Source organism: Marinobacter alkaliphilus (genome assembly GCF_055394375.1).
In genome coordinates this window covers 3,631,297-3,646,634 of the sequence record NZ_AP043751.1, presented here as the reverse complement: position 1 = coordinate 3,646,634, position 15,338 = coordinate 3,631,297, and the positions used below count along the sequence as shown (strand labels likewise).

The window sequence follows — 15,338 nt, the reverse complement described above, 5'->3', positions numbered from 1 at the left end:
AAAAAAGGAAAAAGGTAAACCAATTTCGACCTGAATAGGTAAATAGTATATAGCGGCTTCGTTAAAATGCGGACAGTATTCCAATAAGCAGGAGGGTATCCCCCATGAGTCCACAGCAATCCATGACGCCAGAGCTTCATAACATTCGCAAGGCCATCCGTGCCAACTACCTGGCGGACGAGTATGAGGTTATTCATCGATTGATTGCTGAGGCTCAGCTCTCCGATGACGCTCGGGTGGCGATCTCTGCCCGGGCGGCCGATCTGGTTCGCAGCGTCCGTGGCAGTGCCCGCCCGACCATTATGGAAAAATTCCTTTCCGAGTACGGGTTGACCACCAAAGAGGGCGTGGCCTTGATGTGTCTGGCCGAGGCGCTGTTGCGGGTTCCGGACAACCTGACCATCCACGATCTCATCGAAGACAAAATTACATCCGGTAACTGGGGCGCCCACGTGGGCAAGGCCAAATCCGGACTGATCAATTCGGCCACCCTGGCCTTGTTGATGACCAGTAACCTGTTGAAGGACTCCGAGCGCCAGAGCGTGGGGGATACCCTGCGCAAACTGGTCAAGCGCCTTGGCGAGCCGGTAGTTCGTACCGTGGCGGGGCAGGCCATGAAAGAAATGGGCCGACAGTTCGTGTTGGGCCGGGATATCGAAGAAGCGCAGGAGCGTGGCAAGGCCCAGGAAGCAAGAGGCTACACCTATTCCTATGACATGCTGGGTGAGGCTGCCCGTACCGATGCCGACGCCCAGCGTTACTACCAGGCGTACTCCGATGCTATCGACAGCATCAGCAAGCGCTGCGAAGGTGATGTGCGCACCAATCCGGGTATTTCGGTAAAACTGTCCGCACTGCTGGCCCGCTATGAGTACGGTAACAAAGAGCGGGTGATGAACGAGTTGATGCCCCGGGCCCTGAAACTGGCCCAGAAGGCCGCAGCGGCCAATATGGGGTTCAATATTGACGCGGAAGAGCAGGACAGGCTCGACCTGTCCCTGGATGTGATTGAAGCGATTCTGTCGGAACCGTCACTGAAAGGCTGGGACGGTTTTGGCGTGGTGGTCCAGGCCTTTGCCAAGCGGGCGTCCCAGACGCTGGACTGGCTCTATGCACTGTCTGAGAAACTGGACCGCCGGATCATGGTGCGGCTGGTGAAGGGTGCCTATTGGGATGCCGAAATTAAACGGGCCCAGGTGATGGGGTTGTCAGACTTCCCGGTGTTTACCCGCAAGGCCTGCAGCGATGTGTCGTATTTGGCGTGTTCCAAGCAGTTGCTGGGCATGACAGACCGGATTTACCCCCAGTTTGCCACCCACAACGCCCATTCCGTCTCTGCGGTGTTGGAGTTGGCAAAAGGCCTGGGTCGCGACAAGTTTGAGTTCCAGCGGTTACACGGCATGGGTGAATCCCTGCACGATCAGGTGCTGGAGGACAGCGGTGTACCTTGCCGGATCTATGCTCCCGTTGGTGCCCACAAAGATCTGCTGGCGTACCTGGTGCGCCGCCTGCTTGAGAACGGTGCCAACAGTTCTTTCGTGAACCAGATTGTGGACACCAGTATCACTCCGGAAGAGATTGCCAAAGACCCGATTGATGTGGTGAAGACTCTGGGGCACAACTTGTCCAGCAAGGCGATTGTGCATCCGTCGAAGCTCTTTGGTGAGCAACGCCGTAATTCCAAAGGTTGGGACATCACCGACCCGGTAACCGTTGAGGAAATCGACGAGGGCCGCAATCGTTACAAGAGCCATCAATGGCACGGCGGTCCGGTATTGGCCGTTGAGCCCGCCAGTGATGAAGTGGTTGAGGTGCGCAATCCGGCCAACCCGGATGATCTGGTCGGCCACATTACCTACGCCTCCGAGGCGGACGTGTCTGCTGCCCTGGACGCTGCCCAAGACGGATTCAAGCAGTGGTCAGCTTTGTCGGCAGAGGATCGCGCCGAGTTGGTCCGCAAGGTAGGCGACCTGTATGAAGAGAACGTACACGAGCTCTTTGCCCTGACCACCCGGGAAGCCGGTAAATCCCTGCTGGACGCGGTGGCGGAGATTCGTGAGGCGGTGGATTTTGCGATGTTCTACGCCAACGAAGGTGTCCGGTACAAAGACGCGGGCGAGGCCCTTGGCGTGGTTTGTTGTATTTCCCCCTGGAACTTCCCGCTGGCCATCTTTACCGGCCAGATCCTGGCGAACCTGGCGGCAGGCAATGCGGTGGTCGCCAAGCCGGCGGAGCAGACCTCACTGCTGGCGGTACGGGCGGTTGAACTGATGCACCAGGCGGGCATTCCCAAGGCGGCTATCCAGTTGCTGCCGGGCACCGGTGCCACCGTGGGTGCTGGTTTGACCTCCGACGCCAGGGTGAATGGTGTGTGCTTCACCGGTTCTACCATGACTGCCCAGCGCATCAACAAAGCCATGACCGAGCACATGGAGCCGGACGCTCCACTGGTGGCGGAAACCGGTGGTCTGAATGCCATGATCGTGGATTCCACCGCCTTGCCCGAGCAAGTGGTGCGCGACGTTCTGGCGTCGTCATTCCAGAGCGCTGGCCAGCGCTGTTCTGCTCTGCGTATGTTGTACGTGCAGAAAGACATCGCCGACAACCTGCTGGAAATGCTCTATGGCGCCATGGAAGAGCTGGGCATTGGCGACCCCTGGCTGCTGTCTACGGACGTTGGCCCGGTGATCGATGAGAATGCCCGCAAGAAAATCAACGATCATTGCCAGAAGTTCGAGCAGCAAGGCAAGCTGCTGAAGAAGATCAAGGTGCCCGAGAAAGGCCTGTTCGTTTCCCCTGCGGTGCTTCAGGTGAGTGGCATTGAGGAACTGGAAGAGGAAATCTTTGGTCCGGTTCTGCACGTGGCTACGTTTGAAGCCAAAGACATCGACAAGGTTGTGGATGCGGTGAACGCCAAGGGTTACGGCCTGACCTTCGGCATTCACAGCCGGGTAGATAACCGGATTGAGCACATTGCCAGCCGAATCAAGGTGGGCAACACCTACGTTAACCGGAACCAGATTGGCGCCATCGTGGGCTCTCAGCCGTTTGGTGGCGAGGGCTTGTCTGGCACTGGCCCGAAGGCCGGCGGCCCGCAGTACGTGCGTCGCTTCCTGAGAGCGGAGGTGGTCCACAAGCGGTCGGAGTCCAGCAACAAGGTGCTTGGGGCTGACAAGGTGCAGAAGCTGATCGACAAGCTGGAAAAGGCCGAAGTACCGGCGGCGGATCGCCGTAAAGAAGCTCTGCGCCCCTGGTTCAAGAACGTACCGGCGCCTCTGGATCTGGGCTATGAAGAAATGCCAGGACCAACCGGCGAACAGAACCACCTGTCCTGCCATGCCCGCGGCACCATTTTGTGCCTGGGGCCGGATGCGGAGTCTGCGGTAGAGCAGGCTGGCACTGCGTTGTCACAGGGCAACAAGGTGGTTGTGATTGCACCTGGTGCCGAAAAAGCCCTGGCGGATGCCATCAAAGCCGGCCTGCCGGTAGTGGCCGCCGACGGCGTGATCGCTCCGGATGCACTGACCCAGCTTGAGGGCTATGCCGCCATTACCAGCGTGGCCGAAAAGCCTCTGCTCAAGCAATATCGCCAGGCCCTCGCCCGGCGCGATGGTGCGTTGCTGCCCATCATCACCGAGCACAAACTGGACCAGCGTTACGTGATCGAACGGCACCTGTGCATAGACACCACCGCCGCCGGCGGCAACGCCAGCCTGATCGCCTCCGCTGAATAGGGTCTGTCCCCAAGGGTCTGTCCCCGAATGGGGACTGACCCACTTTTACCTCGGCCCATCTCCCAACCCCGATACCTGGTGCGTTTGGGGTCAGTCCCCGTATGGGGACTGACCCACTTTTACCAAGGCCAATCTCCCAACCCTGATACCTGGTGCGCTTGGGGTCAGTCCCCGTTCGGGGACAGACCCCGTAGCCAGACCCCATAGCCAGCTCCCCATTCCCAAGCTACCATACCCACTCCCGAGTTCACGTCACCCATTACCGGAACACCATTGAACACGCCCGCACCAAAAGAGACCACCGAAGCCGAAGCCACTCAAACCTTCTGCGCAGTCTGCCTGTCGCTGACGCTCTGTTTCGTGGTCTACTCTATGCTAATCGTCGTGGTACCGGTCTACGGCTTGCAACTGGGCGCCTCTCCCTTGGTGCTTGGTGCGGTTCTGAGTGCCCAGTATCTGTTACCTCTGGCCCTGGCTATTCCGCTGGGTGGGGTGGTCAGCCGTTTCGGTGGTCGGGCAACGCTGATAACCGGTGCCGGCTTGATGGTGGCGGGGCTTCTGGCCATGCACCTCTGGCCTGGTTTTGGTGGATTGGTCCTGGGACAGCTATTGGTTGGTCTGGCGCATCTCCAGATGGTTCTGGCGGCACAAACCATTATTGCCAACCTGGGCGCGGGTCCGCGCCTTGAGAAGTATTTTGGCTGGTACTCCACCTGGCTTTCCGGCGGACAGGTGATCGGCCCTCTGCTGGCAGGGCTGTTGCTGAGCGCCAGCGGAACGGCCTACGCGTTTCTGGTGATGGCAGCGTTTGCGCTGGTAGCCGGCGTGGTAGGATTCTGGTTGACCGGCCAGGCCACTGAACGCATTCAGGTTACTCGAAAGCAGGCAGGATTCCGGGCCCAGTGGGCTTTGATGCAATCGAATCGCGGCGTACAGCTGTCGGTTCTGGTGACAGTATTGGGCATGTTTGCCCTCGGTGTTTACGGCAGTTACCTTCCAGTTTATCTGGAGAGCCTTGCAATCAGCCCGGTGATCATCGGGATATTGGTGAGCCTCAGGGCGGGGGTGTCCATGGTGATTCGTCCGTTCATGGCGTCGATCATCGAGCTCGCCGGCGGCCGTGTGAATACGGTGTTTTTGTCACTGGTCACTGTGTCTGCAGGTATCGCGCTTCTGGGTGCAACGGAACAGGTTGTCGTCATGGGATTGCTCGCGGTGCTGGTCGGTATCGGCTCAGGACTTACCCAGCCTTTGTCCATGGTTATTCTTGCGGAGTCGGTTGACCGCGCCAAGCGCTCCGGTGCGCTGGGAATGCGACTGATGGCCAACCGCGCCATCCACTTTCTGGCACCGCTGATGTTCGGCCTTCTGCTGGAGTTGGGCGGTTTCGCACTGGCGTTCGGCGCCTCCGGTGTTGCCATCGCCGCCGCGCTACCCATAGGGCGAAAGCTGTTCAAGCCGTAATCCTTTGCAAATTGAACTTCGGTACTCGGGTGGTTACCATTCAGCCTGCAGAAATGAGGGGCTATTCCGTGACCAGATTACTGATTTTCTTGATTGTGGTTCTCGCAGCCAATACTGCGCACGCCAATGAATCCCGCTGGTTGCTGCAGACCAGCGTTTTCACAACCCACCACAATCCCAAACCGGAACACAACAATGACCAGAAACTGGTCTCGCTGGAATATGCCCGTGAGGACGACTGGGTGGTTGGCGGAGCAAGCTTTCTGAATTCCTTCAGTCAGCGTTCAGCGTATGTCTTCACCGGCCGGTACTTTGATTTCGGGCCGGGGCCAGTGTTTGCCAAGGTGACCGGTGGGCTGATGCACGGGTATCGGGGCGAGTATCGGGATAAGATTCCGCTGAATCACCTGGGCGTAGCGCCCGCTATTATTCCTGCGGTGGGGGTTCGAGGGCAGCATGTATCCTCAGAGCTTTCGTTTCTGGGAGCCGCAGCAGTGATGATTACCACCGGCTTGCAGTTTTAGGTAACTACCAAGGATTCCTTGACCGTTCAGGTCGGCATTCAGTTGTTCCGGAATATGTTCGCCAGAAACACAAAACCCGGACCTTTCGGCCCGGGTTTTGTGTAGGGAATTCTGGTCGGGACGGTAGGATTTGAACCTACGACCCCTTGCACCCCATGCAAGTGCGCTACCAAGCTGCGCTACGCCCCGTAAACTGCGGTCCACCAAGAAAAGAGGTTTATCTCAGTGGCTTAGCGGGAGCGAAGTCTACACCAGCCCACGGTAAAAATAAACAGGGAGCTGGTGATTTTCTCCAAAGGATTACCTCAGTTTGGTTTCCCTCAGTTTCAGGATGAACTCCGGCGGCTCAAAGGTATCGGGCCGGGCTTCTTCCCAGTATTTGTCGAATACCGTCAGGCCGGTTTTGCCTTCCAGCAGGGCGCCGGGTTCCAGAAACGGGAACAGGTCCAGATAGCTATGTATTTCCGTTTTGGAGACGCGCCGGACAATATGCTCGGGGCCCAGTTCGGAGGGGTGTTTCAGGCCAGATGCTTCCAGCAGGTTCTGAAGGGCGTCCAGCGTGTTCTTGTGGTAGTTGAATACCCGTTCGCTTTTCAGGGGAACGTCCAGTTTGTTGCCCCGGCGTGGGTCCTGGGTGGCTATCCCGCTGGGGCAGCGTCCGGTATGGCAGTTAAGGGCCTGGATGCATCCCAGGGCAAACATATAGCCGCGAGCGGCGTTACACCAGTCTGCACCGAGTGCCAGGGTGCGGGCAATGTTAAAGGCCGAGGTGATCTTTCCGGCGGCGCCAATGGCGATGTCTTCCCGAAGGTTGGTGCCTACCAGGGTGTTGTGTACCAGCAACAGGGCTTCGGTCATGGGCATGCCCAGCCGGTTGATGAACTCGAGGGGTGCGGCACCGGTTCCTCCCTCACCGCCGTCTACCACAATAAAGTCGGGCTTCTTGCCGGTTGCCAGCATGGCTTTGACAATGGCAAACCACTCCCAGGGGTGACCAATGGCCAGTTTGAAACCGACCGGCTTGCCATCGGAGAGTTCGCGAAGCTGCTCCAGAAACTCCAGAAGCTCTACCGGGTTGGAAAAAGCGGAATGGCTGGCAGGAGATACGCAGTCTTCGCCCACCTGAACGCCTCGGGCTTCGGCAATCTCTTGGGTTACTTTTTCACCGGGCAGAATGCCGCCATGGCCGGGTTTGGCACCTTGGGATAGTTTGACCTCTATCATTTTAACCTGATCAATGCAGGCATTTTCCCGGAACATATCCGGGTTAAAGCTGCCGTCTGGATGTCGGCAGCCGAAATAGCCGGAACCAATTTCCCAAACCAGATCGCCGCCTGGCTTCCTGTGGTAACGGGAGATAGAGCCCTCGCCGGTGTCGTGGTAGAACCCGCCTTTGCGCGCACCGGAATTCAGGCTGAGAATGGCGTTGGCAGACAGCGAGCCAAAACTCATGGCGGAAATGTTGAATACGCTGGCGCTGTAGGGCTTGTCGCAGTTCTTGCCGATCACAATACGGAAGTCGCTGGAGCTCAACTTGCTTGGTGTAAGGGAATGGTTCATCCATTCGAACCCCTCCTCATACATGCCGAGTTGTGAGCCAAACGGTCTCTTATCGAGTACGTTCTTGGCCCGTTGGTAAACAATGGTGCGTTGTTCCCGGGAGAATGGCCGTTCTTCGGTGTCTGACTGGATGAAGTACTGCCGGATTTCCGGCCCCACGGACTCAAACAGGTAGCGAAAGTTCGCCATGATCGGATAGTTGCGACTTACCGTATGACTTCTTTGGAGCAAGTCCCAGGTTCCCAGGGTGGTCAATCCAGCGAAAATCAATGGAATAACGTATCCAGCGCCTGCCCACAAAGTGATCGGTAAGGAAATGATCAGACCGGCAATGCTGATTACATAGGCCGAGTAGCGCAGCGGGAAGGTGGTGGTTTTCGCCATGGATACCTCGGTGGTTGGAATGGGTCAGGACAAATTTGAGTAGGCTCAAGTATATCTTACGTCCTGTGATGCGGAGGGTTCAGATAAGTGTCCGGTTGGACTTTCGCACCTGAAATCTGGTCTATGCTTGAATATGTAGTGATGACACACGTCAACTTTGATGTTTTGAGCTCAAAATAATAAGATGACCAGCTTGTAATCTATGAAGGTAGATTCACAGCTAATGAACCCGAACGAATATTCAATCGTCACACCAGACCAGGAGGCGCCAACGTGGGCGAGGTAGTGAAAGACGAATATCAGACGGATTACGTCGCAGGCCAGGACAACATAAGACCGTTTGGACTGGACCTCCATAACTGGGTATTCCCGGTCACATCAGTCATTGTTGTGCTGTTTGTCATAGCAACCCTGATGTTCCCGACAGCCGCCAAGGAAACGTTGGACGGCATGAAGTGGGACATTATCGGATCCTTTGACTGGTTCTTCCTGATCAGTGCCAACATCTTTGTGGTGGTTAGCCTGGCCCTGATCTTCATGCCCGTAGGCAAAATACGGATTGGCGGTCAGGAGGCAACGCCGGAATTCTCGACAATGTCGTGGTTTGCCATGTTGTTCGCAGCGGGTATGGGGATTGGCCTGATGTTCTGGGCCGTAGCAGAACCCGTGGCTTACTACACCGGCTGGTATGAGACGCCGTTCAATGTAGAGGCGAACTCGGCCGAGGCCCGTAACATGGCCATGGGCGCGACTCTGTACCACTGGGGTCTGCACCCATGGGCAATCTATGCTGTGGTCGCCTTGTCGTTGGCGTTCTTTGCTTACAACAAGAACATGCCCCTGACCATCCGCTCAGCCTTTTTTCCGCTCCTGAAAGATAAAGTGTGGGGCTGGCCTGGGCATGTCATTGATGTGCTGGCAGTGGTCGCCACCATCTTTGGTTTGGCGACGTCCCTCGGCTTTGGTGCGCAGCAGGCTGCCTCGGGCCTGGACTACCTGTTTGGTATGGGCGCCGGGATCAATGTTCAGATGGCCATTATTGTTGGTGTCACGGCATTGGCACTGATTTCGGTGCTTCGCGGTCTGGATGGCGGCGTCAAGGTGCTCAGTAACATCAATATGGTCACCGCGGGTGTGCTGCTGTTCTTCGTGATTTTTGCCGGCCCGACGCTGGCCATCGTGGAAACCATCTGGATTACCTCATCCACCTACGTGGCCAACGTGGTGCCCCTGAGTAACCCGTTTGGTCGCGATGACCAGGCCTGGCTGCAAGGCTGGACCGTATTCTATTGGGCCTGGTGGATTTCCTGGTCACCGTTCGTCGGGATGTTTATCGCCCGGGTGTCCAAGGGCCGGACAGTGCGCGAGTTTGTGACTGCAGTACTGATCATTCCGACCCTTATTACCACCGTGTGGATGAGTGGGTTTGGTGGCGCGGCCCTGGAGCAGATTCAGCAGGGCATGGGAGCACTGGCAGAGGACGGCCTGACAGAAGTCTCGTTGGCCACTTTCCAGATGTTTGCCAACCTGCCGCTGACCGGAATCATCTCCTTTGTGGGTATTGTTCTGGTTCTGGTGTTCTTCGTGACATCGTCGGATTCCGGCTCACTGGTCATCGATAGCATTACTGCCGGTGGCAAGACCGATGCACCGACGGCTCAGCGTGTGTTCTGGGTGGTGATGGAAGGTGCGATTGCCGCAGCCTTGATCTTTGGTGGTGGTGACGATGCCCTGGGGGCCATTCAGGCGGTGGCCATCAGTGCCGGCCTGCCGTTCACTGTTGTGCTGCTGATCATGACATGGGGTCTGTTGAAGGGCCTGACACACGAACGTAAACTGTTGTTGCAACGCGGTGAGCTGCTCTGATAGGGCAGCCCTCACGGCAAAAAAAAACCGGAGCCTGGTGCTCCGGTTTTTTTTGTGGCCTGCCATCGGTCAGAATTTCCCGAAAGCTCCCATCGCGTACTGAACACGCTCCCTGGGGCTGAAATGGGGGCGCTTCAGGGCCTCAATGTTTCTCAGCCTGGGTAACAACCCTTCCCCGTTAGCCATCTGTATGGCCAGGCCGGGGCGGGCATTCAATTCCAACAGCAAGGGGCCTTTGTAGGCGTCTACCACCAGGTCTACGCCCATATAGCCTAATCCTGTGGCCTCGTAGCATCGAGAGGCCATTTCCAGCATGTCTTCCCAGCTGTCAATCTGGATGTTCTCCAGCGCCAGGCCGGTGTCGGGATGGAGTTTGATAGGGCGATTGAACTGCACCGCGTTGAGGCTGCGGCCAGTGCCTACGTCCAGGCCAACACCAACGGCCCCCTGATGCAGGTTGGCTTTGCCATCGGAATCCTTGGTGGCCAGCCGTAACATGGCCATCACCGGATAACCCTGAAAGATAATGATGCGGATATCCGGAACGCCCTGGAAGGAATACCTGGCCAGGGAGGGGGTGGGCTGCACCAGGTCTTCCACAATGGCGACGTCTGGCGTTCCTGCCAGGGAATATAGGCCGGCCAGGATGTTGGTCAGATGGCGTTCGAGCATGGCTACGGAAATGCGGGCGCCAGAGGCCTTGACGTAGTCATCGCCATCCCGCCCGGTGATCACGGTAATGCCTTTGCCACCGGAGCCCTTGGCTGGCTTGATGGCGAAGCCAGCGAGCCCGTCGGCAATTTCCCGAAAATGGGAAATTTCGTGTTGCTGGCGAACTACCTGCAACAACTCTGGGGTTTTGACGCCGTACTCGCTGACTGCCAGCTTGGTTTTCAGCTTGTTATCAACCAGCGGATAAGACTCCCGTTCGTTGTACCGGGAAATGTAGTCCACATTTCGCCGGTTCATGTTCAGGATGCCAAGCTTTCTCAGTTTTCTGGGGGAAATCCAGTCCATATCAGTCGTAGGCCTTCATCGGGGTAAAGCGCCTTAATTCGCTGAGCTTGTAACCGGTGTATTGCCCCATCAGCAGGATCAATCCCAGCACCACCAGGTGCAGTTCCGGGAAGTTGAATGTCAGGTGCCCGGCCAGCGACGTGTTCATGGCCAGATAGGCACAAATTGCGACAAACAGACTGCCACTGCCTTGTGCCATCACCTCCCGGGCACCTTCCTCTTCCCAAAGGATGGACATTCGTTCAATGGTCCAGGCAATGATCACCATCGGGAAAAAGGTGACGGTCATGCCGGTGTTGAATCCCATTTGATAGCCAATAATGCTGAGCCCTGCGGTGATGAAGATCACCAGGATGATCAGCGCAGATATTCGTGAAACCAGAAGCAGGTTGAGGCTGGAGAGATAGCCTCGTAACAGCAGCCCAATAGCCACTACCGACAGGAAAGCGATCAGTCCGGGCACCAGGGTTGTCTGAACAAACGCCACGGCAATCAACACGGGCATGAATGTACCGGAGGTGCGCACCCCGATGACAATTCGCATAAATGCCACAATCAGGGCCCCGATGGGCAGTAACAGCAGCATTCGGAACATGCTTTGTTCTTCGATCGGGAGTTGGTAGAAACCCAGTACCCCAAGGCCGTTCTTGTTGGCCTCCAGGGTGGCCAGCTGAAGTGCGGGCACCGTCTGCCGGAGCATGGAGAAACTCACCTGGGAGTTGTCGCCACCCACCACATCAAGCAGCGACTCCGACCCTTGGCGCCACAGCAACAGGTTTTCCGGTACCCCTTGTTCGGCGGTTCTTGGATCAAAGGTGAGCCAGCGGTCACCGTTATGTATCTGCAGGAATTGCATCAATTGCTGGCGCCGGCGGGCATCTTCCAGTTTGAGTGCGTCGGCGGTGCGGGCTGGGATGCCAGCATGATTCAGCATTCGAACCAGCATTTGCAGATAGTTGTCGTCAGCGACCAATAGGGTGGTGTTCTGGGTTCGGCTGTCAGGCTGAAGCAGCCGGATTAGCTCCCGTGTCAGGCTTTCCGGAGAGCTGGAGCGTTCGTTAGCCTGGCGCAGTACTTCGCGGACTGCGGTAGCCTGGGGTTCTTCCCAAAAGGTGGGGGTTGGCCTCGGTTTTCGTGACCGCGCGGATTCCCCGGCACTGTCATCAGGCACAAACTGGGCTTTGAAATAGAGTGTCTGGGGGCCGGAGACATCCCGCTTTGTCCACTCGGCGCGCCGGCTACCCGAGGTTTCGATGATAGAGAAACCATAGCCTGGGGACGCTGCTTGCTCGGTGAGGATGCTAAACCCCGGTGGTTGTTCCGGAATGTGCAGACTGATCTGTGCCGCCTCATCCTGTCCGACGAAGTCCACCCGGGCCTCGATCATCCAGACTGGCCGTTGCTCTCCTGTCATCCAGGGTACGCCAAGCTCGATATGCCGCCAGGTGGCAATGGAAATGCCAGCGGCAATCAGCAGCAGAACAAAGGCGTAGAAAGGTGCTCTGGAGCGGACGGTCATGAGTCATCCCCGTTAACCGCTTTCCTGCGGTAGGAATCGGGGAGTTCCGTGGCGTACTCCTTGCCCACGTCAATGAGCATGACATCCCGTAACACGTTACGGCCGATCAGTACTTCGTAAGTCAGGTTCGCCCGGTCAGCAAGGGTAAACTCAGCCACTTGCTGGTGGTCGCCAATGGCAAACTGGAGTTCCACCACTACGCGCCGCTCGGCCTCTTCGGCACTGGCCTGGATGACCCTAACACGGCGCGATATCTCCCGCTCCATGGTGACCCATTCCCCGTCCGCGCCGGGCACCGGGACCTCAAAGCGTACCCAGTTGCTGCCATCCCGCTCGAAACGTTTGACGTTGCGTGCGTGGATCGAAGATGTCTCTGCGCCACTATCAATGCGAGCGGTGTAGATGTGCCCGGGGCCGGCCAGGTAGAACTTTTCTATTTCCCCTACAATCACCTTGCCTTTCAGCCTGTCGGCGCGCCCCTGGTTCTCTGCAACGGCAGGGCACACGGGTACTGCGGCCGGTGGGCAGACGGGCCTTTCAACCTGAGTAGCGATGGCGTCCAGAATGGATTGTGTGGCAGCGTCGCTTTTATTGAGAAGCTGCTCATGACGCACGGTGGCGTTGCTCTCCATCGTCACAAGCGTGGCTCTCTGGGTTTGTACCGACGTTCTCAGGTCTTCCATGTTATTTTTGGGGACCATGAAGTAACGGTCTGCCGAGCAGCCGGTGATCACAAGCGCTATGGCTGGAATAACGAACATCAGGAAGCGCCGAGGCTGGAAGAACCTGTAACCCATTGATTTCCCCTGAACTGGCTGCGGAAGCGGTTTCTGCGACCGATTATAAAGGCAGCCTTTGAATGTGTTTCTGAATCAAGCGGCAAAGTATACTACACGTGACCTGTGTGAATACTTTACAGTTGGTTAAGGCCCTGAAAAACGACTCAGAGTGAAATCAGCTGTTCGTGGCCAAGGGCGGTTTCAGAGCGGAGAAATTCCTGGATCACCGGGGAGCAGTTCAGATAGAACAGTAGCAGTTCGCGCTGGATATCCTGATCTTGAATGCGTGAGGCAAAGCCCACGATGTCTTTTAGCGCCTGGTCGCTCACAGCGCTGTGCTCATTTGTTGGCACTGACTGGCCGTAGCGTGAGTTAAGAAGTTGGGTCAGGCGCTCAAGGTGAAATTCGCCGGTGTGGGTAATATGCGGCAACACCCGAACAGATTCGTGCCCCGCCAACGCTTCGGAGGTTCCAAGTGTTTCATCAATGCATCCCGCGCCTGATGTCGGCATGGTATCTACGCCCAGTTTTCTCCAAAGTGCCTTGAGCATGTGCTGTTCCTGCCTTGGCGCGCTCCTGGTGTCGGAACCCTGCGCCGTTGAGAGATCCTTTTAATCCTTGTAGAGCAATTTACGTTGGCCGTAAAGAACCGGATTCCGTCACTTGCCGGAAATGCCAATCAGTCGAGGGCGGAACTGAGATCAGCACAGGTAATGAGGGTTTAACGGGCAAAAAGTTCCGCGCTTGGGGTAGACTGGTTCGCTAACACTAACCATTGAAAATCTTTGGTGTTAACACGCTACGAAAGGAGTTTCACGCTGTGGTCGATACCCTGACCAATCTTATGGAGCTACGCCCCGAATGGCTGGCCGGCTGGATTATCACGCTTCTGGTGGCGTGCGTCGCCTTGTTTGCTGGCCTGGTCTGGGCCGCTTTGACAGTGCGCAAAGTTCGTGCCGCGCTGGATCTGAAGGCACAGGAGTTGTCTGATCAGAATGCCCGGTTGCGCGAATCGGATCAGGCTCAGGCGTTGCACCATCAACAGGTAAGCCATCTGGAACAGCAGATAGAGCAGCAGCGGCAAACCCTGCTGGAGCGGGATAACAGTCTCGAGACCTGGCGCCAGAAAGCCACCAGTCTGGAGAACCGATTGGCCTCTACCGATTCGGAGCTGGCCAGTCGCCGGGACCGGTTAAGTCAGCTGGAGCAGGAGAACCGGGATCTCCGACTGCGGGCTGAGAGCCTGAGCGATGAGTTCAACCAGCTGAAAGTGGAGCTCCGGGAACAACAGGTGACCCTGGACAAAGAGCGCCGCTCGGCAGAGGAAAAAATGGAGCTGCTTGAGAAAAACCGGGACGCTCTCAAACAGGAGTTTGAGAACCTGGCCAACCGCATCTTTGACCAGAAAAGCGAGCGCTTCAGTCAGCAGTCGAAAACCAGCCTGGATTCCCTGCTCAACCCGTTCCGGGACCAGCTCCAGGACTTCCGCAAACGGGTTGAGGATGTATACACCACCGAAACCCGGGATCGCCAGGCCCTGCGAAGCGAAATTAAATCGCTGCAGGATCTGAACCGCCAGATTACCGAGGAAGCCGCCAACCTGACTCGCGCCCTCAAAGGCGACAAGAAAGTACAGGGCAACTGGGGGGAATTGATTCTTGAGCGAGTGTTGGAACGCTCAGGCCTGCGCAAGGGTGTGGAATACGAAACCCAGGGCAGCTACCGGGACGAAGACAACCAGTTACTGCGCCCCGATGTCATCGTACATCTGCCGGACCAGCGCAACCTGGTGGTAGACTCGAAAGTGTCACTGCTGGCTTACCAGCAGTGGGTAGTGGCCGAGGAAGACAGCGCCCGTGACGAAGCCCTCAAGCAACACGTAGAGGCGGTGCGCAGCCATATCCGGAGCCTGAGTGAGAAAGACTACAGCCAGCTTAATGGCCTGCATTCTCCGGATTTCGTGCTGCTGTTCATGCCAATCGAGCCAGCCTTTGTGGCAGCATTCCAGCAAGACGAGAACCTGTTCGCAGAAGCCTTCGAGCGAAAGATTATTGTGGTGACTCCCACCACCTTGCTGGCGACCCTCAGGACGATTGAAAATATCTGGCGTTACGAGCGGCAAAGCCAAAACGCCCGTCGGATTGCCGACCGGGCTGGCGCCGTCTACGACAAACTTCGGGTGTTTGTGGAGGCCATGGAGCGCTTGGGCACCCAGCTGCACACGGCTCAGGGCACCTATGATAACGCCATGAATACGCTGACTCGTGGCCGTGGTAATCTGATCTCCCAGGCCAACCGTTTTGTGGAACTTGGGGTTCGGGTAAAGAAGGAACTGCCCAAGGCCATTGTGGACCAGGCCGAGGTGGATGCGGATGACGAAGATGCCGATTCCGGCGAGCCGAAGCATACCGAGCTTGGCGCGCCTACAGACGCAGGTAGCGACGCACCTGAGGTGGCGGAAGAAGGCACAAATGACAATCAGGAGTAGCGG

General features: G+C 57.1%; 10 protein-coding genes and 1 tRNA gene. 5 read left to right on the top strand and 6 right to left on the bottom strand.

Annotated features, from left to right (window positions below; all coding sequences use genetic code 11):
• Window positions 1-104: 104 nt before the first annotated feature.
• The 3 genes from putA (at window position 105) to ACZ5Q2_RS16655 (ending at window position 5,722) form a co-directional block, all read left to right on the top strand.
• Entirely contained in the window at window positions 105-3,734 is a 3,630-nt protein-coding gene (gene putA / locus ACZ5Q2_RS16665) for a bifunctional proline dehydrogenase/L-glutamate gamma-semialdehyde dehydrogenase PutA (RefSeq protein ID WP_061331708.1), read from the top strand.
• 273 nt (window positions 3,735-4,007) lie between these two features.
• Complete coding sequence (locus ACZ5Q2_RS16660; protein WP_082780530.1) at window positions 4,008-5,198, top strand: MFS transporter; 1,191 nt, start codon at window positions 4,008-4,010, stop codon at window positions 5,196-5,198.
• A gap of 68 nt (window positions 5,199-5,266) precedes the next feature.
• On the top strand, window positions 5,267-5,722 hold the full coding sequence (locus tag ACZ5Q2_RS16655; protein ID WP_106695996.1) for a sn-glycerol-3-phosphate transporter: 456 nt from the start codon (window positions 5,267-5,269) through the stop codon (window positions 5,720-5,722).
• 112 nt (window positions 5,723-5,834) lie between these two features.
• Here ACZ5Q2_RS16655 and ACZ5Q2_RS16650 read toward each other — a convergent pair.
• Both ACZ5Q2_RS16650 and ACZ5Q2_RS16645 read right to left on the bottom strand, forming a co-directional pair.
• A tRNA-Pro gene (locus ACZ5Q2_RS16650) sits at window positions 5,835-5,911 on the bottom strand.
• A gap of 111 nt (window positions 5,912-6,022) precedes the next feature.
• Window positions 6,023-7,666, bottom strand: a complete 1,644-nt coding sequence (locus ACZ5Q2_RS16645; protein ID WP_061331709.1) for an FMN-binding glutamate synthase family protein — start codon at window positions 7,664-7,666, stop codon at window positions 6,023-6,025.
• Window positions 7,667-7,939: 273 nt separating this feature from the next.
• Between ACZ5Q2_RS16645 and ACZ5Q2_RS16640 the strand changes: the two genes are divergently transcribed.
• The gene (locus ACZ5Q2_RS16640; RefSeq protein WP_061331710.1) at window positions 7,940-9,532 is read left to right on the top strand and encodes a BCCT family transporter; all 1,593 of its coding nucleotides are present in this window, start codon (window positions 7,940-7,942) and stop codon (window positions 9,530-9,532) included.
• A gap of 69 nt (window positions 9,533-9,601) precedes the next feature.
• Here the strand turns inward: ACZ5Q2_RS16640 and ACZ5Q2_RS16635 are convergent, their stop codons facing one another.
• The 4 genes from ACZ5Q2_RS16635 to ACZ5Q2_RS16620 form a co-directional block, all read right to left on the bottom strand.
• On the bottom strand, window positions 9,602-10,549 hold the full coding sequence (locus ACZ5Q2_RS16635) for an alpha-L-glutamate ligase-like protein (protein WP_061331711.1): 948 nt from the start codon (window positions 10,547-10,549) through the stop codon (window positions 9,602-9,604).
• Between the two features lies 1 nt (window position 10,550).
• A complete protein-coding gene (locus tag ACZ5Q2_RS16630; RefSeq protein WP_432210658.1) occupies window positions 10,551-12,068 on the bottom strand; it encodes an inactive transglutaminase family protein in 1,518 nt (505 codons plus the stop codon).
• The gene (locus ACZ5Q2_RS16625; RefSeq protein ID WP_061331713.1) at window positions 12,065-12,865 is read right to left on the bottom strand and encodes an ATP-dependent zinc protease family protein; all 801 of its coding nucleotides are present in this window, start codon (window positions 12,863-12,865) and stop codon (window positions 12,065-12,067) included. Before ACZ5Q2_RS16625 ends, ACZ5Q2_RS16630 begins: the two co-directional genes overlap by 4 nt.
• A 146-nt stretch (window positions 12,866-13,011) precedes the next feature.
• Window positions 13,012-13,398 carry a hypothetical protein gene (locus ACZ5Q2_RS16620; protein WP_061331714.1) on the bottom strand — a complete coding sequence of 129 codons (387 nt, stop codon included), beginning with the start codon at window positions 13,396-13,398 and terminating at the stop codon, window positions 13,012-13,014.
• A 269-nt stretch (window positions 13,399-13,667) separates the two neighbouring features.
• On the opposite strand from ACZ5Q2_RS16620, the gene ACZ5Q2_RS16615 reads away from it, so the two are divergent.
• Window positions 13,668-15,335 (top strand): DNA recombination protein RmuC, encoded by a 1,668-nt coding sequence (locus tag ACZ5Q2_RS16615; RefSeq protein WP_227510120.1) that lies wholly within the window; start codon window positions 13,668-13,670, stop codon window positions 15,333-15,335.
• The last annotated feature ends 3 nt before the right edge of the window (window positions 15,336-15,338 follow it).